This is a genomic window from Polaribacter marinus (assembly GCF_022662535.1).
Taxonomy (GTDB): domain Bacteria; phylum Bacteroidota; class Bacteroidia; order Flavobacteriales; family Flavobacteriaceae; genus Polaribacter; species Polaribacter marinus.
In genome coordinates this window covers 1-6,102 of the sequence record NZ_JAKQYM010000029.1, presented here as the reverse complement: position 1 = coordinate 6,102, position 6,102 = coordinate 1, and the positions used below count along the sequence as shown (strand labels likewise).

General features: G+C 27.6%; 7 protein-coding genes. All 7 read right to left on the bottom strand.

Features of this window, described 5'->3' with window-relative positions; translation table 11 throughout:
* Positions 1 to 206 precede the first annotated feature (206 nt).
* Entirely contained in the window at positions 207 to 566 is a 360-nt protein-coding gene (locus MC378_RS15020) for a DUF3997 domain-containing protein (protein WP_242179628.1), read from the bottom strand.
* 270 nt (positions 567 to 836) lie between these two features.
* Positions 837 to 1,406 carry a hypothetical protein gene (locus MC378_RS15015; protein ID WP_242179625.1) on the bottom strand — a complete coding sequence of 190 codons (570 nt, stop codon included), beginning with the start codon at positions 1,404 to 1,406 and terminating at the stop codon, positions 837 to 839.
* A 148-nt stretch (positions 1,407 to 1,554) separates the two neighbouring features.
* The gene (locus tag MC378_RS15010; protein ID WP_242179624.1) at positions 1,555 to 2,157 is read right to left on the bottom strand and encodes a hypothetical protein; all 603 of its coding nucleotides are present in this window, start codon (positions 2,155 to 2,157) and stop codon (positions 1,555 to 1,557) included.
* A 151-nt stretch (positions 2,158 to 2,308) separates the two neighbouring features.
* Positions 2,309 to 2,911, bottom strand: coding sequence for a Yip1 family protein (locus MC378_RS15005; RefSeq protein ID WP_242179622.1), 603 nt, complete (start codon positions 2,909 to 2,911; stop codon positions 2,309 to 2,311).
* Between the two features lie 204 nt (positions 2,912 to 3,115).
* Entirely contained in the window at positions 3,116 to 4,057 is a 942-nt protein-coding gene (locus MC378_RS15000; RefSeq protein WP_242179620.1) for a ketopantoate reductase family protein, read from the bottom strand.
* 714 nt (positions 4,058 to 4,771) lie between these two features.
* Complete coding sequence (locus MC378_RS14995) at positions 4,772 to 5,290, bottom strand: hypothetical protein (RefSeq protein WP_242179619.1); 519 nt, start codon at positions 5,288 to 5,290, stop codon at positions 4,772 to 4,774.
* A gap of 171 nt (positions 5,291 to 5,461) precedes the next feature.
* Positions 5,462 to 6,102: hypothetical protein (locus tag MC378_RS14990; protein WP_242179618.1), on the bottom strand; the 641-nt coding region annotated here is incomplete at its 5' end.

Sequence of the window (6,102 nt, the reverse complement as noted above, 5' to 3'; positions counted from 1 at the left end):
TTTTCTTGTCCAAAAGTTATTGTCGAACATAAGATTATTATTAATGCTAGTATTTTTTTCATAATGTTTTACAACGTTGTTCTATATGGTTTGTTGCGTATTTTAAGCACTAATTTAGCAAATATTTACAGACCAAGAAAGTCCGCGAGGACTTTCGTAAGTAGGTAATAAGCCAGCAATAAATTATATACGGTGTTGGCAAATCGTTATTTTTTAAAGTTTTTCTCAAATTCCAAATCATTGATTGAAAGTTCTATTTTTCTATTTTCAAATTCATTTAGATTAAAAGGTCCTTCCTTTTTTTTATTTTCTTCTTTTTGTTTAATAATCCAATATTCAGTCTTTTTTTTACTCTTACTCTCAACTATAATATAATCTTCATTTCCTCCAATTTTTGATACAAATTCGGCTAATACAATATTGTTTGAATTAGTTAATGATAATTCTCCAGGGCGACCAGGATCAGAACTCAAATTATAACCATTATTACTCCAATATGATGGATCCCAATAAAAAAACCAAACGATTCCAATTACAAGTAAAATTATCCAATGTTTTCCTTTCATAATTTTAGTAATTATTCAGGCGATATTTATTGATAATATTATCTGTTTTTAATCTCAAAATAAAAGTTTGAATTCCAATATTAAATTTAGGATTGTTAATTAAATTCTCAATTTTCATTTTATTTATATTTTTCAAATTTTGAGTGAGTTATGTTTGCCAACGGTTTTGTGTATGAATAGTTGCGGTTTTGTGTGCGAGGAATTTCCGAAGGAAATTCAGACGTAACAAAAATGCAACTACCTTTGTTTAAGCACTAATGTAGCAATTTTTTATACACGTTGTTGTAAAACGTTTTTTATTCCGTTCTCAAATTCCGTTGTTAATTTATTCACTTTTCTTTTATTCGCAAACCAATGAAATGGTGAAGGACTTGAGCCAACTCCAAATGAAATACAGTTCACTAAAATATCATTTTCGTTATAGAGTATTGTCATTTGTTTTCCCCAATCAGTTCCAGAATCTTGCCAAGAAAAATTAATTATTGTCATTTGTTGGTTGGTCGATTGGATATTCCAATTATTTTTTTCCGCAATCTTTTTAATCAGATTTGAGTTTTTTCCTCTTGAAAGTCCGCTTATTCGTTTTACAGAGTTTACATTGAAAATAGAGTAAATTAATAGACTACTTAAAATGAATGATAGAATCAGAAAAAATATAGAGAAACCAATCGGTTCATTTTTATTCAAATCGGAATTTAATTCCATTATTGCAATAAAAGGAAAAGCAATAACAAACATTAAGTAAAGAAAATATTCAGAAATTCTTACAAATAACCATTCCTTAATAACTAACTTTTCAGTTTGTATGGATTTAGGAATATCAATTGGAAATCTGCTCATTCTTGGTTTCGTAAATGTTTTACAACGAGTTTGTGTTATTGAAAGTTGCGTTTTACGTGAACGGCTATTTTCCGCAGGAAAATTGAAGTGAGTAAAAATGCAACTGCCTTCGGTTAAGCTAAAAATAAGCAATTTTTTATACACGGTGTTAGCTACAGTATTTTTCTGTTTTATTAATGTTTTTATTCAATTTTCTATTCGTAAATACAAAACGAAATAAAATTATTCCGTAAAATGCTAAAATCGGTAGTTTCATATAATTCCAATATGGGTTATTATTATTATTATTATTATTAGAAAATCCCATTTGCCAAATTCCCATTATCATAATTGTTATTGCCAAAATTATTTCAAGCCAACCATTTTTCAACCTATTATTTAGTTTTTCAATTATGTTTTTCAATTCTATATTAAGTTTTTCAATTCCATCAAATTCCGATTTTGAATTGATTTTTTTTAAATGTTTTAGTAATTTTAATTCGTAAAATTGATTTGGTAGATTTAATACAAAGCTTAAACTCAAAATAGCTAAAAGTCCAGTTTTCTCCCATTTAAAAATTTCATAATTAAATAAATTAGAAATAATTGATAAAACTAAAATTCCTGCGCTAAAAATAGTAAGTGTTAAATTTAAAATAGTCATTCCTTTCAGAAATTGAAATCTTTTTTCAATTCCCTTTTTTGGTTCTCCGAAACTAGATTTTAGAGAAACTATAATATTCTTTCTTTCGTCAATTTTTTTCGTATTCATATTGTAGCTAACGTTGTTGTATAAGCTTTGTTGCGTTGGTTTAGCAGTAAAGTTACTAAATAATTACTGACAAAGAAAGTCCGCGAGGACTTTCGCAAGTATGCAAAAAGCCAGCAATAAAGTTTATACGGTGTTAGCCACAGTATTTTTTTCATAAATGTGGAAATATTAAATAATAATAAATAATTCCAAATATTCCAGCTCCAGAAATATAATTCAAAATTGTTTTCCAATTATTCAATTCCTGCGCAACTTTCAAGCCTTTATAAATTAAAATTAATTGCCAAATTCCTAAAGCTGCTTGAACAAGAGAAAAAATTCCGACTAATAATGCCAAAATAATAGCAACAGTAGATTCAATTTCCGTTGTCAAAATTCGCGCCATTAATACATTTACAATTATAAGATATACAGAAAAAGTCGATGGTAAATATGACCAACTTAAAACATTATATATTTTTTTTAAGTCATTTTTTCCGCCAAATATTTTCCCAGTTAATTTTATAAAAAATCCGACACTAAAATTTGAGAGTAAACCATAAACTATTCCAATTACTAACATTACCAAAATTGAAGCAATAGTATGTTCAAAACTATCAATTTCGATTAGTCCTTTTGATTTCATTAAATAATAAATGAAAATGAAACCATTAGAACTAAAAAACAATGAAACTTTAAACCAATTAATCTTTTCAGATTGAATTAATTCAAAAGTTTCTGTAGGTTTTTTCCATAAGGATTTTAGTTTCGTCATATTGTGGCTAACGGGTTTGTATAATAATTGTAGCGCTTGGCGCAGTGTGCGGCTTGAAGCGGCGACACCTTTTCAGTTTCTTATTTAGTTCCGATTATTCGGAGCTGCGTGAGACTCAGAAAGGCAAGCTAGTTCGTATTATTCCGATAACTAAAGTAGTTATTTTTAAGTACTAAACACGAAGGAATTATGGAAAAGCTATGATTAGTATACGGTGTTGGGCACAGTTTTTATTTTGTTGTACATTTTTTCAAACAACTCGGTTTTAACATTTTTTAGCTTTCCTTCACTTATGACATAACCCGTTAAACTTTCTAATTCAGTTTTTTCTCTTTTATTTTGATAGTCGGAATGCAAAGAAGTAGTTGCGTCAATTGGCAAAGACTTTAGTATATCGATTATACGATTGGATTGATTTTCTCCAATTTCAATATTTTTTGAATGCGCTAATGCTGTAACTTCTTGTATTAATTGATTTAACGAATTAAGTTTTAAATCGTCTTTTAATATTTCGTGAACTTTTGCATTAAAGTATGTAGTTGCTGTAGCTATTGAAGATAAAAAAGTAAATTTTTCCCAAATCACTTTACTTATACTTTTTGATAATTCAGATTTTATACCTGCTTTTAAAAGTACTTCTTGCAAATGATTTAATCGCTTGTCATTGAAATTGTCAATTCCGAAAAACAAAGAACCTACTTGTCCTTTTTTTACAATTTTCCCTGGGCTTTCAAGTCGAGAAACAAGGTAAACACAACCATAAGTAATCAGGTTCGATTCGAAATTTTTCAAAAGAATGTCTCTGCTATTTACTCCATTTTGTAAAGGAATTAAAACGGTTGATTCACTAATACAAGGTCTTATTTGTTGTATGATTTCATTTAAATGATATGTCTTTGTGCAAATAAACACATAGTCAACGAAATCAAAGTCTTTGGCATTGTCAGATATGATTTTCGGAAAAGAATTAAATTCATTTTCGTTGTCTAAAACCTTAATTCCATCAGATTTGATTTTGTCTAAATTTTTTCGTCGGGAAAGAAAGTATATTTCAATATTATTACTTTGTTGATATTCTTTAGCTAAAAGACCTCCAAAGTAGCCTCCAACTCCGCCAATCCCTACTATTAATATTTTAGTTTTCATTTTGTTCAAATTGTGCCCAACGTGTTTGTGTTATTGAAAGTTGCGTTTTACGTGAACGGCTATTTTCCGCAGGAAAATAGAAGTTTACAAAAAAGTAACAACTTTTGATTAAGCTAAAAATAAGCAATTTTTTATACACGGTGTTGCCAAATGTTGCTTTTTTATAAACCCTGATGATAATTCATTCAAGCGTTTTAGTATATTTTTTTTATAATTCATTTAAACGTTTTTACATTTTAGTTAATTCATGTTACATTGTTTTCAAACGTTGTTACATTTTAGTTAATTCATGTTACATTGTTTTCAAGCGTTGTTACATTTCAGTTAATTCATGTTACATTGTTTTTAAGGGTTGTTACATTTCAGTTAATTCATGTTACATTGTTTTCAAGCGTTGTTACATTTCAGTTAATTCATGTTACATTGTTTTCAAACGTTGTTGCATTTCAGTTAATTCTGGTAACTTTTTGTTTAAACGTAATTACTTATTAGTTAATTCAATTTTTTTTATATTGAAAACACACATTGATAAAATCATAAATTCCAATTTTCAGAATATGAGTGAGCGCAATTTTTGGCAACGTGTTTGTGTATGCTTTGTTGCGTTGGTTTAGCGTAAAATTAGTAAATAAAAACTGAATAGAAAATCCGCGAGGATTTTCGTAAGTTGGCTAAAAGAAAGCAATAAAATATACACGGTGTTGTACAATGTTTTTATTCACAATTTTTTAATTTTTTCCATTCAATAGTAATAGTTTTAGTTTCTGAATTGAATTCAAAATCTTTAATTTTTTCTTTACAATTCAAAAGCAAAAATTCATTCTCAAGTTTATTAGTATAAAAATAACCTAACAATTGAGCATAATGATAAACTGGCTGACAGCTTTTTCTTTCTTTTTCAGATAATTGTTCAAATTCGCTAGGTTCAATACTTTTAAATATTGGTAACTCAACTTTTCCTAAATTCAACTTTCCTTGTTTACTCACAATGTTTAAAATTAAAATTTTCAATCCATAAACATTTATAATTAGGTCATTTTTTTTGTTTTTTCTAGGAAATGCTAAATTGAAATATCCATCAAAGTCAGATTCAACTTTTTGTCCAAAGTTTTTAAAATATATTTCAATTCCAGGTGATTCAGATTTATCATGAAATAATTGCCCAGAAATTTGAGCTTTAGAATATTCACTAAATTCTAAAAATAAAATTGATATGTAAAGTGCTTTTCTCAAATATTGTACAACGTTGTTGTGTTATGAAAAGTTGCGATTAAAGTGAACGGCTATTTTCCGCAGGAAAATAGGAGTTTACAGAAAAGCTACTAATTTTGATTAAGCTAAAATTAAGCAATTTTTTTTACACGGTGTTAGGCGTAGTGTTTTTACTTTTCAATACTTCTTTTTTCAACTTGGTTTTTTAAATGTTCTGTCGTGTTTTCCGCTCCACGAAGTTATATAATATGTAATACAATCATAATTAAAATGTTCAAGATTTTTCCCACTTTCAAGAATTTCTATTTCTTTATTTGTCAAAAGTGTTGATACCCCACCACCAGCAGAAACAACAAATAATTCGTCTTTTAATAATTTATAAAAATTTTCAAGTGCTTTTTTCAGTTCCTTTTTGAAATTCAGTTCTGCAAAATTATCATAATGGCTATGAAAATTACCAAACCCAACAGTTAATTCGTTATTTTCAGTTTCAAAGTATAAATTAGCAACAGTATTTTCATTTTTTGGTTTTAGTTCAACCGAAATATACTTTTTTCCAAAATTCGATTTTTCTAATGATATATTTTTTAATAACTCTTTGTTATGCCTTTTTAAATATTTATAAACTTTAAGAGAATAATCATTTAACTCTTCACGTTTAAGTTCGTCTTTCTGTAATTTAAAAAAACTATAAAAATTATCTTTTATATTGCTTATTATCATTTCATTACGTTCGTTTTTTTTGACATTACGCCTAACGGTTTTGTGTATGAAATGTGCGGGATTAATTTCTGTGATTGTTCGTGTTAAACCCGAACAAAACCAAACACACT